Raw genomic sequence first — 678 nt, 5'->3', positions numbered from 1 at the left:
TCGTTACACGTAATTTTACAATCCTATGACTATAAAAAATCTCTTTGCTATTATCCTGAAATTAATTGGAATATTTTTTATTATTTTCATTTTTACTTTTTTTATTCCAGAACAATTTAATCTCCTTTTAAATATGGATATTTTCTATCCTGAAGTAGAGACATTTATTCCATTTCCATTAATTACAATTATTACTATCTTAATTATTCTTTTTGTTATCTATTATTTAACGATTTATAAAACAGAATTATTGATTAAGTTTTTAAAAATTGAAAAATACTTTGGAAATGAAAAAATAGAAAGTAATAATGTTAGTATTTCGAAGTTTACACAAATTGGAATTCTAATTTCATCAGTAATTATTTTAGTATTCAATCTTCCAAATTTTATTAAAGATTTAATTACTTATTTGAGTGCAAAAGATGCTTATCAACAAAGTTTGACATACATTTTTTTAGGAAGTGGAATTACATCACTTTTAGCTTTAATTCTATTAATTTTTAGCGATAAAATATCGTTAACGCTAACTAAAAAGTAAAACTACGTGTAACATGGTATTTGCGAAAAACGGTCTGAAAGTAAACTTTCAGCCTATGTTTTTCTCAACGCAAAATTGCCTTTGTTTCAATTTATTTCATAAATTTATCAAACAATAGAGCAATTTGCTCAGTTCGTGAC

General features: G+C 23.7%; 1 protein-coding gene. It reads left to right on the top strand.

The window, feature by feature from the left end:
- Nucleotides 1–133 precede the first annotated feature (133 nt).
- A complete protein-coding gene (locus tag IM532_RS13635; RefSeq protein ID WP_194184043.1) occupies nt 134–538 on the top strand; it encodes a hypothetical protein in 405 nt (134 codons plus the stop codon).
- Nucleotides 539–678: the final 140 nt, after the last annotated feature.

It is taken from the genome of Faecalibacter rhinopitheci (assembly GCF_015234135.1).
Classification (GTDB): domain Bacteria; phylum Bacteroidota; class Bacteroidia; order Flavobacteriales; family Weeksellaceae; genus Empedobacter; species Empedobacter rhinopitheci.
This window is presented reverse-complemented; position numbering and strand designations above follow the sequence as displayed.